Origin of the sequence: Marinicauda sp. Alg238-R41, assembly GCF_947331485.1 — a bacterium.
Classification (GTDB): domain Bacteria; phylum Pseudomonadota; class Alphaproteobacteria; order Caulobacterales; family Maricaulaceae; genus Marinicauda; species Marinicauda pacifica.
The window spans coordinates 1,257,663-1,273,418 of record NZ_CAMZOJ010000001.1 but is presented as its reverse complement, the minus strand read 5'-3'; the positions used below and the strand labels follow the sequence as shown (position 1 = coordinate 1,273,418).

The 15,756-nt window shown below is 66.1% G+C and carries 15 protein-coding genes; 11 read left to right on the top strand and 4 right to left on the bottom strand.

Annotation, left to right across the window (positions count from 1 at the left end; all coding sequences use genetic code 11):
* Positions 1-17 precede the first annotated feature (17 nt).
* The 5 genes from PGP17_RS05995 (at position 18) to PGP17_RS05975 (ending at position 5,023) form a co-directional block, all read left to right on the top strand.
* A complete protein-coding gene (locus PGP17_RS05995; RefSeq protein WP_270374615.1) occupies positions 18-248 on the top strand; it encodes a ribbon-helix-helix domain-containing protein in 231 nt (76 codons plus the stop codon).
* Between the two features lie 39 nt (positions 249-287).
* Positions 288-1,964: a chloride channel protein gene (locus tag PGP17_RS05990; RefSeq protein WP_270374614.1), complete on the top strand. Its 1,677-nt coding sequence runs from the start codon at positions 288-290 to the stop codon at positions 1,962-1,964.
* A 31-nt stretch (positions 1,965-1,995) separates the two neighbouring features.
* Positions 1,996-2,283: a type II toxin-antitoxin system RelE/ParE family toxin gene (locus tag PGP17_RS05985; protein ID WP_270374613.1), complete on the top strand. Its 288-nt coding sequence runs from the start codon at positions 1,996-1,998 to the stop codon at positions 2,281-2,283.
* Positions 2,284-2,301: 18 nt separating this feature from the next.
* On the top strand, positions 2,302-2,619 hold the full coding sequence (locus PGP17_RS05980) for a HigA family addiction module antitoxin (protein WP_135943062.1): 318 nt from the start codon (positions 2,302-2,304) through the stop codon (positions 2,617-2,619).
* Between the two features lie 103 nt (positions 2,620-2,722).
* On the top strand, positions 2,723-5,023 hold the full coding sequence (locus PGP17_RS05975; protein WP_135943061.1) for an ATP-dependent helicase: 2,301 nt from the start codon (positions 2,723-2,725) through the stop codon (positions 5,021-5,023).
* 100 nt (positions 5,024-5,123) lie between these two features.
* On the opposite strand, the gene PGP17_RS05970 is transcribed toward PGP17_RS05975, so the two are convergent.
* The 3 genes from PGP17_RS05970 to PGP17_RS05960 all read right to left on the bottom strand — a co-directional run bounded on the left by PGP17_RS05970 (position 5,124) and on the right by PGP17_RS05960 (position 8,497).
* A complete protein-coding gene (locus PGP17_RS05970; RefSeq protein ID WP_270374612.1) occupies positions 5,124-5,750 on the bottom strand; it encodes an ATP-dependent Clp protease proteolytic subunit in 627 nt (208 codons plus the stop codon).
* Positions 5,751-5,935: 185 nt separating this feature from the next.
* Entirely contained in the window at positions 5,936-7,657 is a 1,722-nt protein-coding gene (locus tag PGP17_RS05965) for a vWA domain-containing protein (RefSeq protein ID WP_270374611.1), read from the bottom strand.
* 93 nt (positions 7,658-7,750) lie between these two features.
* Positions 7,751-8,497, bottom strand: coding sequence for a competence/damage-inducible protein A (locus tag PGP17_RS05960; RefSeq protein WP_270374610.1), 747 nt, complete (start codon positions 8,495-8,497; stop codon positions 7,751-7,753).
* 76 nt (positions 8,498-8,573) lie between these two features.
* Between PGP17_RS05960 and PGP17_RS05955 the strand changes: the two genes are divergently transcribed.
* The 4 genes from PGP17_RS05955 to radC all read left to right on the top strand — a co-directional run bounded on the left by PGP17_RS05955 (position 8,574) and on the right by radC (position 12,597).
* Positions 8,574-9,059 (top strand): acyl-CoA thioesterase, encoded by a 486-nt coding sequence (locus PGP17_RS05955; RefSeq protein ID WP_270374609.1) that lies wholly within the window; start codon positions 8,574-8,576, stop codon positions 9,057-9,059.
* A gap of 116 nt (positions 9,060-9,175) precedes the next feature.
* A complete protein-coding gene (locus PGP17_RS05950; RefSeq protein ID WP_270374608.1) occupies positions 9,176-10,792 on the top strand; it encodes a M28 family metallopeptidase in 1,617 nt (538 codons plus the stop codon).
* 92 nt (positions 10,793-10,884) lie between these two features.
* Positions 10,885-11,703, top strand: coding sequence for a type I methionyl aminopeptidase (gene map / locus PGP17_RS05945; RefSeq protein WP_270374607.1), 819 nt, complete (start codon positions 10,885-10,887; stop codon positions 11,701-11,703).
* 207 nt (positions 11,704-11,910) lie between these two features.
* On the top strand, positions 11,911-12,597 hold the full coding sequence (gene radC / locus PGP17_RS05940) for a RadC family protein (protein ID WP_270374606.1): 687 nt from the start codon (positions 11,911-11,913) through the stop codon (positions 12,595-12,597).
* Positions 12,598-12,607: 10 nt separating this feature from the next.
* Here the strand turns inward: radC and PGP17_RS05935 are convergent, their stop codons facing one another.
* Positions 12,608-13,000 carry a VOC family protein gene (locus tag PGP17_RS05935; RefSeq protein WP_270374605.1) on the bottom strand — a complete coding sequence of 131 codons (393 nt, stop codon included), beginning with the start codon at positions 12,998-13,000 and terminating at the stop codon, positions 12,608-12,610.
* A 71-nt stretch (positions 13,001-13,071) separates the two neighbouring features.
* Here PGP17_RS05935 and PGP17_RS05930 point away from each other — a divergent pair, with 71 nt between their 5' ends.
* Entirely contained in the window at positions 13,072-14,316 is a 1,245-nt protein-coding gene (locus PGP17_RS05930; RefSeq protein ID WP_270374604.1) for a threonine synthase, read from the top strand.
* An 88-nt stretch (positions 14,317-14,404) separates the two neighbouring features.
* Positions 14,405-15,712: a spinster family MFS transporter gene (locus PGP17_RS05925; RefSeq protein WP_270374603.1), complete on the top strand. Its 1,308-nt coding sequence runs from the start codon at positions 14,405-14,407 to the stop codon at positions 15,710-15,712.
* Positions 15,713-15,756: the final 44 nt, after the last annotated feature.

The following is a 15,756-nucleotide window of genomic DNA, read 5'->3' as shown; positions in this document are numbered from 1 at the left end:
ACACGGAGCCACTGCCCATGCTGGAAAAACGCTCCGTCACGCTGTCCGGTCACGCGACATCGCTTGCGCTAGAGCCGGAATTCTGGGCTGTGCTGGACAAGGCCGCCGAGGCGGACCGGCGCTCGCTGGCCAGCCTGATCCGGCGTATCGACGAACAGCGCGCCCGGCTCGATCCGGCCCCGCCTTTGTCCAGCGCCTGCCGGGTGTGGGCACTCAGACGCGTGAGCGATGAGGCAAAAACCCGGTAAAGCCTTGACCCCTCTTGGCCTCTGTCGTTCATGAGAGCCATGAGCGACGCAAACGAAACACCGCCCAAGGAAGTCAGCGGCGAAATCGCGATGACGCCCCTGCGGCGTGTGCGGCGCTTCGTGGTCAACAGCTTTACCGACGGCCGAACGCCCGCGCTCTGGCTTCTGGGCGTGCTGGTGGGCATCGTGGCGGGATATGGCGCAATCGCGTTGCGCCTCGCCATTGACGGGATCCGCTGGCTTTCCCTGCGCGAGGCCGGGGCTCAGGCGGCCATCGCGGCCGATTCGCTCTCTCCGTTGCAATTCATCATGGTGCCGCTGGCCGGGGGCTGCATCGTGGGATTGCTGCTCTATGCCGGCGAGCGGCTGAAATGGCTGACCGAAACGCGCGCGCTGGGCATTGCCGACGTCATCGAGGCGCGCGCCGTGCGCAACGGGCGGGTCGAGGCTGCGCCCGGCCTGCTGAGCTCGCTCATCGCGGTAACCTCGCTCGGCACCGGTGTGTCGGCAGGGCGAGAGGGTCCGGCCGTCCATCTCGGCGCAACGCTGGCCGCGCTGATCGCCCGGCCGCTCGGTCTTCCGGCGCGCGCGGCGCGCATCATGCTGGGTTGCGGCGCAGCGGCAGCCGTGGCGGCGAGCTTCAACGCGCCGGTTGCCGGAGCGCTGTTCGCCTTCGAGGTTATCCTGGGCCATTACGCGCTGCGCTCCATCGCCCCGATCGCGGCGGCGAGCGTGACCGGCGCGGTGGTGGCGCGGATTCATTTCGGCGCGACCCCGGCCTTTGCCATTCCGCCCATCGAACCGGCCTCCATCGCCGACATGGCCGCGATCGTGCCGCTCGGCTTTCTCGCGGCGGGCGTCGCCATTCCCTTTGTCATTGGCACGATCCGCGGCACACGCCTGGTCACCGAACAGGCCCGGAAGCTGCACTGGCCGCTCTGGGCCCTGCCCCCGCTCGGCGGATTGATGGTCGGCGTCATCGGGGCGTTCGCGCCCGAAGTGCTCGGGGTCGGCTATGAAGCCACGGCGGTTGCGCTGGCGGGAGGATACGGGATCGGCCTGCTGGCCGGGCTGATCTGCCTGAAGATCGTCGCGACGATCATCACCCTGTCCTTCCGCTTCGGCGGCGGGGTGTTCTCGCCATCACTCTATCTGGGCGCCATGCTGGGAGCGGGATACGGGGCGCTGGTGGTCAACGTGCTGGGCGAGGAAGGTGCGGGCATCGCCTTCTTCGCGGTGGTCGGCATGGGCGCGGTCTCCGGCGCGGTGCTCGGTGCGCCGCTGTCCACCACGCTGATCGTGTTCGAACTGACCGCCAGCTACGAAGCCTCCATCGCCCTGCTGGTCGCGGTGTCGCTGGCCACCGTCCTGACCACGACGGCGACCAAGGGCAGCATCTTTCACAAGCAGGTCGAGCGGCACGGCTACGACCTGACCAAGGGCAATGCGCGTGTCATCCTGCAGACCATACGGGCGCGCGACATCATGACCCCGGTCGATAATTCCGAGGTCACGGGCGAGCTGGAAGAGCCCCATGTCTATGAGGACGACTATCTCGGCCGCGTCATGGGTTTCTTCTCCGCCGAGAAGCTGGACGGCGCGCCGGTCCGCCTGCGCTCGGGCGATCAGCCCATCGTGGGCTATATCGCCAAGGCCGATGCGCATGCCGCCTATGCCAGGGCGCTGCAGACCGCGCACGAGGAAGAGCATCGTTGACGCGTTGCGCAACACGCAATAAATTAGTCCCATGATCCAGAGCTGGGCGTGCAAGGCGACGAAACTCTTTTTCGAAACCGGGCGCGTTCCAAAGGGCGCCGGCTGGTCGGATGTGGCGCCAGTGGCCGCACGCAAGCTGCTTGCGCTGTACGCGGCGAGGTCTCTCGGGGATTTGCGCTCCCCGCCCGGCAACAGGCTGGAAGCGCTTAAGGGCGATCGCGCCGGTCAGCATTCTGTCCGCATCAACAATCAATGGCGCGTTTGCTTTGTATGGACTGACCAAGGTGCCCACGGCGTCGAGATCACCGATTATCACTAAGCGCGACAGGAGACGGCTTTGACCCATATTCCCGCGACCGACGGCATGATCGGCCTGCTCGTTCATCCCGGTGAATATCTGAAGGAAGAATATCTGCGACCGCTCGGCCTTAAAAACCGCCACGTGGCGGATGCGCTCAAGATCAGCGCATCCAACCTCTCACGCTTCCTGGCAGGCAAGCAGGCCGTGTCCATCGAGCTGGCCGTGCGGCTGGGCAAGGCGTTCGGAACGAGCGCCCAATTCTGGCTGAACCTGCAGCAAGCCTACGATATCGCGAGCCTGCGCCAGAGCCGCTGGGCGGAGATCGAGGCGGAGGTCGACAGCGTGACGAGCTAGCAGAGCCGGCTTGCTCAATCACACTCCCGCCCCTGCCCAAGCCGGGACGATGTGCTAGTTTCGTTCCCTGTCCGAATCGAGCAAGCGAGGCGCGTTCCCGCCCATGTCCCTGTCCATTTCAGAACAGGCCCGGCCGACGCCGCCGGGCGGACGCCCGCGCTATCTGGAGGGGCTGAACCCCGAACAGCGTGAAGCGGTCGAGGCCGTGGACGGCCCTGTGCTGGTGCTGGCCGGCGCGGGCACGGGCAAGACGCGGGTGCTGACCACACGCCTGGCCCATATCCTGGCAACAGGACGGGCCCGCCCGTTCGAGTTGCTGGCGGTGACCTTCACCAACAAGGCGGCGCGCGAGATGAAGAGCCGCGTCGGCCAGCTGATCGGCGAGGCGGTCGAGGGCGTGCCCTGGCTGGGCACCTTCCACTCGGTCGCCGCCCAGATCCTGCGCCGCCATGCCGAGCTGGTCGATCTCAAATCGAGCTTCACAATCCTGGACACCGACGACCAGCTGCGTCTCATCAAGCAGATCCTGGCCGCGGAAGGCATTGACGAGAAACGCTGGACGCCGCGCCATTTCGGCTCGCTTCTCGATGGCTGGAAGAATAAGGGCCTCACCCCGGCGCGCATTCCCGAAGAGGATCGCTGGGCGTTTGCCGACGGCAAGGCGCGCGATCTCTATGAGCTCTACCAGGAGCGGCTGCGCGTCCTGAATGCGTGCGATTTCGGGGATTTGCTGCTGCACAACCTGACGATCTTCCAGAACAACCGCGACGTGCTGGCCGACTATCACCGCCGCTTCAAATACCTTCTGGTGGACGAGTACCAGGACACCAACGTCGCCCAGTATCTCTGGCTGCGCCTTCTCGCCCAGGGGTCGAAAAATATCTGCTGCGTCGGCGATGACGACCAGTCCATCTATGGCTGGCGCGGCGCGGAGGTCGACAACATCCTGCGCTTCGAGAACGATTTTCCCGGCGCCAAGGTCGTGCGCCTGGAGCGCAATTACCGCTCGACAGAACATATCCTGGGCGCGGCCTCGGGGCTGATCACCGCCAACAAGTCTCGCCTCGGCAAGACGCTGTGGACCGAAGATACCGGCGGCGAGAAGGTCCAGGTGCGCGGCCTGTGGGACGGGGAGGCCGAAGCGCGCTTCGTCGCCGACGAGATCGAATCCCATGTGCGCGGCGGCGGCTCCTATGCCGACATCGCGATCCTGGTTCGGGCCGCCTGGCAGATGCGCGCGTTCGAAGACCGCTTCATCATGCTGGGCCTGCCCTACAAGGTGATTGGCGGGCCGCGCTTCTTCGAGCGTGCCGAGGTGCGCGACGCCCATGCCTATCTGCGCCTGATCCGCAGCCCGGAGGACGATCTGGCGTTCGAGCGAATCGTGAACACGCCCAAGCGTGGTATTGGCGATACCAGCGTGCAGAAGCTGGCTCAGGCGGCGCGTTCGGCGCGCGTGTCGATGAGCGAGGCGGCACGCCTCATGGTCCAGACCGACGAGATTCGCGGCAAGGCGCGCACCGGGCTGCAGCATTTCCTGCGCGACCTGGATCGCTGGCGCGAGCGCGCCGAGGATATGCGCCATGACGAGCTGGCCGAGATCGTGCTCGACGAGAGCGGCTATACGGCGATGTGGCGCGAGGACAAGAGCCCGCAGGCGGCGGGGCGCCTAGACAACCTGAAAGAACTCGTTCGTGCCATGGGCGAGTACGACACGCTGGAAGCCTATCTCGAACACGTTGCCCTGGTGTCCGATCTCGACCGGGCCGAGGATGGCGAGGAAGCCAGCCTGATGACGCTGCATGCGGCCAAGGGCCTTGAATTTCCTTTGGTTTTCCTGCCCGGTTGGGAGGAGACGGTGTTTCCTTCTCAACGCTCGCTGGACGAAGGCGGGACGGCGAGCCTCGAGGAGGAACGCCGGCTGGCCTATGTCGGTATCACCCGAGCCCGCGAGCGCGCGATCATCAGCTTCACCGCGAACCGGATGATCTTCGGGCGCTGGCAGTCGGTGATCCCGTCGCGCTTCATCGACGAGATGCCGGCCGATCATGTCGAGGCCAAGAGCGAGACCGGCTATTACGATGCGGGGCCGGGCTTCGAGGGTGTCTCCGAACCGGCCGATGCCTTCCGCTCCACCTATGAGAGCCCGGGCTGGAAGCGTTACCAGGCGGCGCAAGCGGCTGGAAAGAGACGCGATCCCGGCGTCATCGAAGGCCAGGCCCAGCTGATCGAGAGCGGCGGTATGAACGGTCCCGGCGGCAAGTACCGCCCCGGCGACCGGGTCTTTCACCAGAAATTCGGCTACGGCACCGTCAAGCAATGCGACGGCGCAAAGCTGACTGTCGCCTTCGACAAGGCCGGCACCAAGAAGGTCGTTGAAAGCTTCGTCGGCGACGCGCCCTAGCCGGTATGAGGGCCATCAGGGCGAGCGAGGCAGACACGCATACGAAAAAGCCCCGGCTCGGTTCGAGCCGGGGCTTTTTGCCTAGAACCTTGAAACAAGGCTATCTCTTGATCTCGTCAATGCCGGTGACGACCTTGTCGCACAGGCCGTAATCGATCGCTTCCTTGGCCGAGAGCCAGAAGTCGCGATCGGTGTCCTTGGCGATGCGTTCGAGCGGCTGACCGGTCGCGTCGGCGAAGATCTGGTTCAGACGCTGGCGCATGTGCTGCATCTCGCGAACCTGAATCTCGATGTCGCTGGCCATGCCGCCGGCCCCGCCGGAGGGTTGGTGCAGCAGGAAACGCGTATTGGGCAGGGCGTACCGGTCGCCCTTGTCGGCGCCGACATAGATGAGCGCGCCCGCGCTCGCGACCCAGCCCGAACCGAGCACGATCACGCGCGGTTTGATGAATTTCATCATGTCGTGAATCATGTCGCCGGACTCAACGTGGCCGCCCGGGCTGGAGATGACGAGCAGGATGGGCTCGTCGCCCTTGCCGGCCATGGCCAGAAGCTGGGCGGACACCGAGCGGGCCGTCTTGTCGTCGATCGAACCGGTGATGAGGATGGTGCGGCTCTCGAACAAGGCCTTGCCGATGAAATCGGGCGCCGTCTTCGCGGCGTCGGCGTTTTCCTGGTCCTCATCGTCGTCATTGCGGATCATGCGGGGATCGTAAGCGTACGCCATCGGGACGAAATCCTGTGATCGTGAAACGGGCGACCGGCCCGGCGCAGGACGCACCGGGCCGCCCGCCGCTGGGAAAGCTTGGCTAAAGGGTAGGATGGCCCGCCCGCATGAACAAGCGGTGAGCGGGCCCGAACTGCATCGCCGCCTGACCTGGGCCGCGCCGGCCCGCCCTCGACGATCGCCGGCTAGCCCTTTGGGCGGGGCTGCGGGACCGGGCGCGGCGCGGGTTCACCACGGCCGGGGGAGTCCAGCGGACGCTGGGCCATAGCGGTCGCGGCCATGCGCGCGAGCTGCACGAACTCCCCGCGCAGGCCGAACGGATCGGGACCGCGTGCGGCATTGGCCATGTCGGCCACGGCGTCGAAGGTGAAATCGCCCATGTAGGGATCGCCGCGCAGGAGCTGGGCGTAGGCGGCGGCGGCCACGCCGAAGCGCACTTCCGGGTCGGCCCCGGCCAGGGACGCGGCGACCGCGTCCGGACCCACGGGCTGCTCGATCAGGCGGCTTTCATCCTCGCCGGGCTGCTTGTAGCGAATGCGCACGAAGGCGTATTCCCCGCTTGCCGCCGCGTAATCGGCAGCCGGCGAATAACGCAGCGGATCGACCTGGAGTGCGGGACTATCCGGGGGAGTAATTTCGTAAATTGCGGTGACAGAGTGGCCCGAGCCGATTTCGCCCGCATCGACGGCGTCATTGTTGAAATCTGCCTGCTGTAGCAGGCGAGTCTCGTATCCGATGAGGCGATATTCGGCGATCCGGGCCGGGTTGAACTCGACCTGTATCTTCACATCATTGCCAATCGGAAAAAGGTTACCTGACAGGTCATCCACCATTAAACGCCTGACCTCGGCCGCGCTATCGACATAGCCTGCGATTCCGTTGCCCGCCTGGGCGATGGCCTGCATCATCTGATCGTTGTAATTGCCCTGACCGAAACCCATCACCGAGAGGTAGATCCCGCTGTCGCGCTTGCGGGCGACGAAATCTTCCAGACGCTCGTCGCTGGTGACGCCGACATTGAAGTCGCCATCGGTCAGCAGCATGACCCGGTTGACCGCCTCGGCGTCGAAATTGCGTTCGGCGAGCGCGTAGGCCTGACGCAGCCCCTCCCCGCCCGCGGTCGACCCGCCTGCCGAGAGCCGGGCCAGCGCAGCCTCGATGCGTTCGCGGTCCGAGACCGGGGTGGGTTCGAGCACGGTTCCCGCCGCGCCGGCATAGACGACGATGCCGATCGTGTCGTCGGGATCGAGTTGGCCGAGCAGGGTGCGCAGCCCCTGAATGGCGAGCGGAAGCTTGTCGGGCGCATTCATCGAGCCGGAGACGTCGATCAGGAAGACCAGGTTGGCGCGCGGGCGCTCCGCCTCGATCACGTCATAGCCCTGGATCGCGATGTGGAGCAGCTGCGTGTCCTCATTCCACGGGGTGGGGAGGACGCTGGTGTGAACTGCGAAGGGTGCGGAGGCGTCTTCGGGCAGCGCGTAGGCATAGTCGAAATAATTGATGATCTCTTCCGGGCGGACGGCGTCGCGCGGCGGCAGGACGCCGCCATCGAGATAGCGCCGGACGACCGCGTAGGAGGCCGTGTCCACGTCGATAGAGAAGGTGGAAACCGGCGTGTCGGCAGTCACCACGACCGGATTGGGGTCGACGTCCTCAAAACGGTCGCGCTCCTCAGGAGCGGGCTGTATCCAGGCCTCCCCGGCCTGGGTGCCGGACAAGCGCACCTGCGCCATCATGTCGGCGCGCATCACCGGCGGCGGCGGAGCGGAAGGCGGGGGTGGCGGTGGAGGCGGCGGGGTGAGGCTGGATGTTCGCGTTTCCTGGGCGCCGTCGCAGGCGGCCAGAAGCCAGAGCGCGCCCAGCGAGGCGGCGCCCATAAGGGCAAGTTTCAATGTCTGTGAAGCCATGGCGTGTCCCCTCCAAAAAGACCGTGCCGATCGTCCCGCGCAGGACCGATCGTCAGGAGGGGGTGAGGCCATAGCAAGCCTGAATTGTGGCTATCAGGAGGTTTCGAAGGCCTGGAATTGCGATTTCAGCGTGTCCAGAACGTCCTTGTCGGTCGAGCGCGCGATCAGGACGATGCCGCGCCGCAGCCCCTTCTCCCCCTCGTCCTCGAACCAGGGATAGGAGCCGATGGAGACGTCTTCATAGCGCTCCTGCAACTCGCCGAGCTCGGCGGCGATATCGCCCTCGCGCACATTTTCCAGCCGCACCGAAACCGAATGGGTCACCGCGCCGCCCTCGATACGCGGCGCGACGTCTTCCAGCATGCCGCGCACGATCTTGGGCACGCCGGCCATGACGAAGACATTGGCGATCTGAAAGCCGGGCGCGCCGGTCACGGGGTTTTCGATCAGGCTGGCCCCGTCCGGGATGCGGGCCATGCGCAGGCGCGCCTCGGTGATCTCGGTCCCCGTCTTTTCATACCAGCGCTCCAGGATGGCCCTGGCGTCGTCGCGCACGCCGATCTCGCAGCCGAACGCCTCGGCAATCGCATCCGCGGTGATGTCGTCATGGGTCGGGCCGATGCCGCCGGTCGTGAAGACATAGTCGCAACGTTCGCGCAGCGTGTTGACCGCCTCCACGATCGCCGCCGTCACGTCGGCCACGATGCGCACCTCGCGGACCGACACGCCCAGCGGGGTCAGAAACTGCGCGATCTGCTGGACGTTGATGTCCTGCGTCCGCCCGGACAGGATTTCATCGCCGATCACGACAATGCCTGCGCTGACCCGTCTTTGTCCCATCGACCGCTCCTGCTATGGCTGGGGCCAGATATGCACTGCTCCCCTCTCAAAGGCAAAGCGGCCTGGAGATGTCCCGATGACAATTGCCCCCGATGACGCAGGCTGGGACCTGCCCTCTCCCTTCGTGCACACGCTGACCGTCCAGGAGAGCGATATCGACGATTTCGGCCATGCCAATAATGCCGCCTATCTGCGCTGGGCCGACGAGACGGCGTGGGCGCACTGGGAGGCGGACGGATACACCCGCGCCGACTGCCACGAGGCCGACCGGGGCATGGCGATCTTGCGCACCGAGGCCGACTATCTCGGCCATGGCCGGGCGGGCGAAGAGATTGCCTGCGCGGTCTGGATCGTGCGCTCGGACGGGCGATTGCGGGCCGAACGCTGGTATCAGTTCCGCCGGGTCAGCACTGGCGAGACGATGTTTCGCGCGCGAACCAAGCTGGTCTGCTTCCAGCTGTCGACCGGAAAGCCGGCCCGCATGGACGCCGCCTTCGCCGATCATTACGCGCGTCCGGCCCCGGAGCTCGTCGCCGCAGCCGAGGCATTCGCGGCGGGGTAACACCGGCCCGTCCCTGCCCGCTCTGCCGTGACTGGACGCCAGCGTTGTCGCGGCACGGCCCCTGCCTATACTCGCGCGCGATTTTGGAAAAACGGGGCGGGGAGGCCCTGACATCGATGCGACCCATGCTGACCGCAGCCGCCATGATGGCGGCCCTGACTGCCCTGACCGCCTGCCAGACCCAGAGCGCCGCACCCGACAGCGCGAGCGCGCAGCCGGCCGGCCCGGACATCTCGGCCAATGCCATCGAGGCCCATATCCGGTTTCTGGCCAGCGACCTTCTGGAAGGGCGCGAGGCGGGCACGCGCGGCTATGACATTGCGGCAGCCTATATCGTGAGCGAGTACCGGCGCCTGGGCCTCGAGCCCGGCGGAAGCGACGGCTATTACGATCCGGTGCCGCTGCAGACCATGACCGTGGTCGCCGATGCGGCCCGGATGCGGATCGGCGACGAGGCGCTCGACTATGGCCAGACTTTTCTGGTCGGCCCCCACGCCGAACATGACACCAGCGAGATCGAGGCCGAGGCCGTGTTCGTGGGCTATGGCCTGGACATGCCCGAGCTGGGCCTTGCCGACTATGAGGGCCTGGATGTCGAGGGCAAGATCGTGGTGACGCTCGCCGGTGCGCCGGACAATGTGCCGAGCGACGTGGCCGCCCACTTGAACTCCACCATCACGCGCACCTCCACCGCCGCCGCCCATGGCGCAGCCGGCCTGATTTATATCGCGCCCGAAGGCCTGACCCGGTGGGATTTCGACCGGCTGATCCCGCGCGCGAGCCGGCCGAGCACCAGCACGGCGGCGGCGACCGCCACCGATCTGGACGTGACCGCGACCATCGGCGATGCCGGGGCACAGATCCTGTTCGACGGAACCGACCACAATTTCGAGGCGCTGAAAGAAGCCGCCCTGGCCGGTGAGGACCTGCCGCGTTTCGCGCTGGGCAAGCGCGTTCACCTGGCCCAGGCGACGCAGCGCGAGATCATCGAGAGCGACAATGTGATCGGCATCCTGCCGGGCTCGGACCCCGAGCTGGCCGGCGAGGTGGTGGTGGTCACCGCGCACCTCGATCATATCGGCATCTGCCAGCCGCTTTCGGACGAGGACCGCATCTGCAATGGCGCGCTGGACAATGCGTCGGGCACCTCGATCATGCTGGAGACTGCGCGCGCCATGAGCGAGGCCGGAGCCCCGCGGCGCACGGTCGCCTTCGTCGCGCTGACAGCCGAGGAAAAGGGCCTTCTGGGCGCCGCCCATCTGGCGGCCAACCCGACGCCGGCCCTTGAGGAGATGGTCGCCAACGTCAATCTGGACATGCCGGTGATCCGCTATGTGTTCGACGATCTCATCGCGTTCGGGGCCGAGCATTCGAGCCTTGGCCCCATCGCCGAAGCCGCCGCGCTGCGCGCCGATGCCTATCTGACGCCGGACCCGATGCCGGAGCAGGCGCTGTTCACGCGCTCCGACCATTATCATTTCGTGCGCCACGGCGTGCCGTCGCTCTTCCTGATGACCGGCTTCTCCTCCCCGGACGAGGCCGACGACGAGGGCCAGGGCTTTTTACAGTTCCTCGGCGGCGACTATCACGGTCCCGGCGACGAGGCCGATGCCGGCGTGCTCTTCGACCAGGGCGCGAAATTTGCCCGCATCAATTACGAGATCATCAGCTCGATCGCCAATGCGGACGCACGCCCGGCCTGGAATGCGGACAGCCCGTTCAATCCCGAATAAAGGGCAGATCCTGCGAACCCAATTACGGCCCGGGCGTTTCATTGACGCCCGGGCCGGTTTATATGAAGGCCAAGGCCGATGGAGAATGAGAGTTGAGCGACGCAGATCTCGAACTTGAGGGTGCCACCCGAGACGGGCGGATCAAGCGCCACGGGCCGGAAGGCTTCGAGGGAATGCGCAAGGCCGGTCATGTGGCGGCCAGCGCGCTCGACGAGCTGGTCGGCTTCGTCCAGCCGGGCATCACGACCCAGCAGATCGACGACAAGGTCCGCAATTTCTTCCTCGCCCACGACGCGGTGCCCGCGACGCTGTTCTATCGCGGCTATACCAAGTCGTCCTGCACTTCGATCAATCACGTGGTCTGCCACGGCATTCCCAACGACAAGCCGCTGCGCGACGGCGATATCGTCAATATCGACGTGACCTGCATCGTGGACGGGTGGCACGGCGATACCAGCCGGATGTTCACCGTCGGCGAGGTGCGCCGCAAGGCCGAGCGCCTGGTCGAGGTGACGTATGAAGCGATGATGCGCGGCATCGCCGAGGTCAAGCCGGGCAATACGTTCGGCGATATCGGCGCGGCCATCCAGGACTATGCCGAGGCGCAGCGCACCTCGGTGGTGCGCGATTTCTGCGGCCACGGCATCGGACGCCTGTTCCACGACGCGCCCAACGTGCTCCATTTCGGCGAGCGCGGAACGGCCGAAGTGCTGGAGCCGGGCATGTTCTTTACGATCGAACCCATGCTCAATGACGGCAAGCCGACGGTGAAGGTCCTGTCAGACGGCTGGACGGCGGTGACGCGCGACAAGTCGCTGTCGGCCCAGTTCGAGCACTCAGTCGGCGTAACCGAGGACGGGGTGGAAATCTTCACCAAATCGCCCAAAGGCTATGACTGCCCGCCCTGGTAGGGGGCGTTCTTCGATCTCGCCCCCTCCGTCGCCTTCGGCGACACCTCCCCCGCAGGCGGGGGAGGACATCGCGGAGGGCAGTGAATAATCGCCAAGACGCAGACGCTGGTGTGCTCCCCTGCTTGCGGGGGAGGACATCGGTGAGCCGCGAAACCGCCCGCGAGATTTCCACTGACAAACGAATTGTTCGCGCCCTAGACTGCGCGCATGAGCGCTGAGACGAAACCCCATTTCCACGGGCACCGGGACCGGTTGCGCGCGCGCTTTGCCGAGGCCGGCGGGGCCGCGCTGGCCGATTACGAGCTGCTGGAGCTTTTCCTGTTCCGCTCCATCCCGCGCCGGGACGTCAAGCCGGTGGCCAAGGCGCTGATCGCGCGGTTCGGCGATCTGGGGCGGGTCTGCGCGGCAGACATGGCGCAGCTGGAAGCCATCGAGGGCATATCGAAGAAGATCGCGCTCGATCTCAAACTGCTGCATGCGGCCGCGGTGCGCATCTCACGCGAGCAGGTCACCGGGCGCCCGGTCATCTCCTCCTGGTCGGCGCTGGTCGACTATTGCCGCACGGCCCTCCAGCACGCGACGACCGAGGAATTCCGGGTGCTGTTCCTGGACAAGAAGAACCGCCTGATCGCCGACGAGTTTCAGGCGCACGGCACGGTCGATCATGCCCCGGTCTATCCGCGCGAAGTGGTCAAGCAGGCGCTGGCGCTGGACTGCTCGGCGCTGATCCTGGTGCACAACCATCCCAGTGGCGATCCGACGCCCTCCAGCGCCGATATCGAGATGACCAAGCGGCTGAAAGAGGCCGCGCGGCCGTTCGACATCGTCATTCACGACCATCTGGTGATCGGGCGGGACCGGACGGCGAGCTTCAAGGCGATGGGCCTGCTCTAGGCCGCCTGCTCTAGGACGCCGGCTCGATGGGCTCCCACAACTCGACCTTGATGCCGTTGGGATCCATGACCCAGGCGAAGCGGCCGTAATCATAGTCCTGCCGCTCGCCCTCCAGAGGCACGCCGGCCGCCTGGACAAGTTCAAGCACGCCGTCGAGATCGTCGACCATGAGGTTAATCATGAAAGCGGCGCCGGAGGGCTGGAAATAGTCGGTTTCCGTCTTGAAGGGCGCAAATATGGTGCGCGCCGACTGAGTTCGGCCCTGCGCGCTATTCGCATGGAGAAAATCGGCTCCGCCATACTCATTCACGCTCACGCCGAGCACGTTGCGGTACCAGTCCATGGTGGCCTCCGGATCGTCCACCTTGAAAAAAACTCCGCCCAGCCCGATGACTTGTGCCATGTGCATCCCCTGCCCGGTCCAACCGGGCAAGACTAGACTGTCGACCGATCAATTACACGGAGATTTCGTCCATGCCCTCGCCCGCTCATTTCTTCACCCATCTCGAATGCGCGATGACGGGAGAGCGTGTGGAGACGGACCGGGCGCACAATCTGTCGCCCGCAGGCTGGCCCCTGCTGGCGCGCTACGACCTGGACGCGATGAAAACCGGTGTCGACCGCGATGAGATCGCGGCGCGCAAGCGCGCGGGCGAGCCCGGCTTCTGGCGCTGGCGCGAGCTGCTGCCGGTCGCGCGCGACGAGGATGTGGTCAGCCTGGGCGAAGTGGACACGCCGCTGGTGGACTGTGCGCAGAGCGCGGCGGCGATCGGCCTGTCCGGCCCGCTTCTGGTCAAGGATGAGGGCCGGCTTCCCACGGGCAGTTTCAAGGCGCGCGGGCTGGCGCTGGCCGTTGCGATGGCGAAAAGCTTCGGCCTGACCCGGCTGGCCATGCCGACCAACGGCAATGCCGGCGCGGCCCTGTCGGCCTATGGCGCGCGGGCGGGGATGGAGACCTATTCCTTCTGCCCCTCCGACACGCCGGAGGTGAATGTGCGCGAGATCGCGGCGCAGGGCGGCCGGGTCTTCCGCGTCAACGGGCTGATCCACGAATGCGGGGCGCTGGTCGCCCAGCTCGACAAGCAAGCGGGCTGGTTCAATGTCTCGACCCTGAAGGAGCCCTACCGGATCGAGGGCAAGAAGACGATGGGGATCGAGCTGGCTTTCCAGATGGGCTGGACGCTGCCCGATGCCATCTTCTACCCCACCGGAGGCGGCACCGGTCTGATCGGCATGTGGAAGGCGTTCGACGAGATGGAAAAGCTCGGCTGGATCGGCAGCGAGCGGCCGAAAATGTTCGCCGTGCAGGCCGAAGGCTGCGCGCCCATCGTGAGGGCCTACGAGGCGGGAGAGCGTCATGCGCCGGCCTGGGAGAATGCCACAACGGTCGCGGCCGGCATCCGCGTACCCAAGGCGATCGGCGATTTTCTCATTCTCGATGCCGTGCGCGACTCCGGCGGGGCGGCGATCGCGGTCAGCGACGCCGAGATCGAAACGGCACGCACGCTGTGCGGGGAGAAGGACGGCCTGCTCCTGTGCCCGGAAGGCGCAGCCACGCTTGCTGCAGCGCAGCAGGCGCGGGCGGACGGGCGGCTCGAACGCGATGCGCGCGTGGTGCTTTTCAACTGCGGCACGGGGCTGAAATATCCCCTCCCTGACCGGTCGCAATCTGTCGATCGACACCAAAAAATCGATATATTTTCAATTCTTACGCGTTAACTTCTCATCCCTACGACGCTGGAATCCAGAGACGAATGCGCCCAGCCTGACACGGCTGGGAACACGAATCGGTCCGGGAGTGCGGTGAATGGCGGAGACGACGGACGCGAGCCCATCCCCCGTGCGTGCCGGCACGTCCTGGTATGTCCTGACGGTTTTGATGCTGGTCTATGCGGTCAATTTCATGGACCGCCAGCTCTTTGCCGTGCTGCAGGAGCGAATTCGCGACGATATCGGCTTGCAGGACTGGCAGCTCGGCCTGCTGGGCGGGACCATGTTCGCGCTGTTCTACGCCATTCTGGGCGTGCCCATCGCCTGGTTCGCCGACCGGACGCACCGCATCAGGCTGATCGCGATGGCCGCGACCTTGTGGAGCGGCTTTACCGCGCTGACGGGGATGGCGCAGGGCTTCGTGCACCTCGCCGCCGCGAGGATCGGGGTGGCGGTGGGCGAGGCCGGCGGCGTGGCGCCCTCCTATTCGGTCTTGTCGGACTTCTTTGCCGAACACCGGCGCGGCTTTGCCATCGGCGTGTTCAGCGTCGGCGCGCCGCTGGGGTTGACCGCAGGCACATTGCTCGGCGCCATGCTGGCCGATGCGCTCTCCTGGCGGGCGGCATTCTACATTCTGGCCCTGCCCGGCATCGTGCTGGCGGTCCTGATGGTGCTGACCATCCGCGAACCGGCACGCGGGCAGATGGATCGCGCAGCGCCGGCGCAACAAAAGGTGACGCCGGACGCGCCCCTCGCCTCGCGTTCGGGCACGCTGGCCGCCTTTGCCCACATGGTGCAGACCCCGGCCCTGTTCATGTTCGCCGCAGCTGCCGCCTCGACCTCGTTTGCCGGCTACGCGCTCTATCAGTGGGTGCCAAGCTTCCTGCAGCGTTCGCAAGGCATGTCGCTGGATGCGGTCGGGATGTATCTCTCCCCGGTCTTCCTGTTCGGCATGGCGGGGGCGGTCGCGGGCGGATGGCTGGCCGACCGGTTCGCACCGAAGGTGCGCGGCGCCTACGGGCTGGTGCCCGGGATCGCACAGCTCATCGCAACGCCGCTCTTCATTATCGCGCTTCTGGCCGGCAGCGGCATGGCGACGATCCTGCTCCTGATCGTGCCCACCTTGCTCAGCTATGTCTGGCTCGGCCCGACGTTGGCCGCGGCACAGAATCTGTCCCACCCCGGCATCCGCGCCTCGGTCGCGGCGATTATTGCGCTGATCAACAATCTGCTCGGCTTCGGGCTTGGCCCGCTCGCGATCGGCAGCCTGTCGAGCACACTGACTCCGATGCTGGGCGCGGGCGAGGCGCTGCGCGTGTCGCTGCTGGCCGGGATCAGCCTCTACCTGGTCGGGGCGCTCTGCTTCCTGGCCGCGGCGCATCTGGAGCGGCGGCGCACGGCTTGACGCGACCGGGACAATCGGGCGTTCTCGCTGCGACACGGCCCTTT

What these genes read in the sequence shown, in the direction of transcription:
- PGP17_RS05995 (WP_270374615.1), top strand. Translation starts at nt 18, where the DNA reads ATGCTGGAAAAACGCTCCGTCACGCTGTCCGGTCACGCGACATCGCTT.
- PGP17_RS05990 (WP_270374614.1), top strand. Translation starts at nt 288, where the DNA reads ATGAGCGACGCAAACGAAACACCGCCCAAGGAAGTCAGCGGCGAAATC.
- PGP17_RS05985 (WP_270374613.1), top strand. Translation starts at nt 1,996, where the DNA reads ATGATCCAGAGCTGGGCGTGCAAGGCGACGAAACTCTTTTTCGAAACC.
- PGP17_RS05975 (WP_135943061.1), top strand. Translation starts at nt 2,723, where the DNA reads ATGTCCCTGTCCATTTCAGAACAGGCCCGGCCGACGCCGCCGGGCGGA.
- PGP17_RS05970 (WP_270374612.1), bottom strand. Translation starts at nt 5,750, where the DNA reads ATGGCGTACGCTTACGATCCCCGCATGATCCGCAATGACGACGATGAG.
- PGP17_RS05965 (WP_270374611.1), bottom strand. Translation starts at nt 7,657, where the DNA reads ATGGCTTCACAGACATTGAAACTTGCCCTTATGGGCGCCGCCTCGCTG.
- PGP17_RS05960 (WP_270374610.1), bottom strand. Translation starts at nt 8,497, where the DNA reads ATGGGACAAAGACGGGTCAGCGCAGGCATTGTCGTGATCGGCGATGAA.
- PGP17_RS05955 (WP_270374609.1), top strand. Translation starts at nt 8,574, where the DNA reads ATGACAATTGCCCCCGATGACGCAGGCTGGGACCTGCCCTCTCCCTTC.
- PGP17_RS05950 (WP_270374608.1), top strand. Translation starts at nt 9,176, where the DNA reads ATGCGACCCATGCTGACCGCAGCCGCCATGATGGCGGCCCTGACTGCC.
- radC (WP_270374606.1), top strand. Translation starts at nt 11,911, where the DNA reads ATGAGCGCTGAGACGAAACCCCATTTCCACGGGCACCGGGACCGGTTG.
- PGP17_RS05935 (WP_270374605.1), bottom strand. Translation starts at nt 13,000, where the DNA reads ATGGCACAAGTCATCGGGCTGGGCGGAGTTTTTTTCAAGGTGGACGAT.
- PGP17_RS05930 (WP_270374604.1), top strand. Translation starts at nt 13,072, where the DNA reads ATGCCCTCGCCCGCTCATTTCTTCACCCATCTCGAATGCGCGATGACG.
- PGP17_RS05925 (WP_270374603.1), top strand. Translation starts at nt 14,405, where the DNA reads ATGGCGGAGACGACGGACGCGAGCCCATCCCCCGTGCGTGCCGGCACG.